The sequence below is a fragment of the Shewanella sp. MBTL60-112-B2 genome, assembly GCF_019655055.1.
Taxonomy (GTDB): domain Bacteria; phylum Pseudomonadota; class Gammaproteobacteria; order Enterobacterales; family Shewanellaceae; genus Shewanella.
Genome location: NZ_BPFA01000115.1, coordinates 1 through 326 on the forward strand (window position 1 = coordinate 1; position 326 = coordinate 326).

Below are 326 nucleotides of genomic sequence, written 5' to 3' on the forward strand. Positions count from 1 at the left end.
GGCCTACCGACTCTGGGCACCGTCACCCTCGCTGATGGTACTGCGATCACCAATGGCATGCTCTTAACCGCTGGCCAATTAGAAGGCTTGCAGTACGATGCGCCTGCCGACTATGACAGCGGCGATGCCGTGGGTAACTTCACCTACAGCGTCAATGACGGCACTGTCACTGAAAACGGCAGTGTGGCGATCACGGTCAACCCAATCAACGATGCGCCACTCGTCGATAGCAATAGCATCAATGTCAATGAAGAGACGCAAAATACGTCTTTAGGCCTCAGCGCACCAACCGATGCTGATGGCGATAACCTCACCATTACGGTCAC

The 326-nt window shown here is 54.6% G+C and carries 1 protein-coding gene; it reads left to right on the plus strand.

Annotation, left to right across the window (positions count from 1 at the left end; all coding sequences use genetic code 11):
- Positions 1-326, plus strand: a 326-nt coding sequence (locus K5Q73_RS21490) for an Ig-like domain-containing protein (RefSeq protein WP_220766213.1), incomplete at both ends; no start/stop codon positions are given.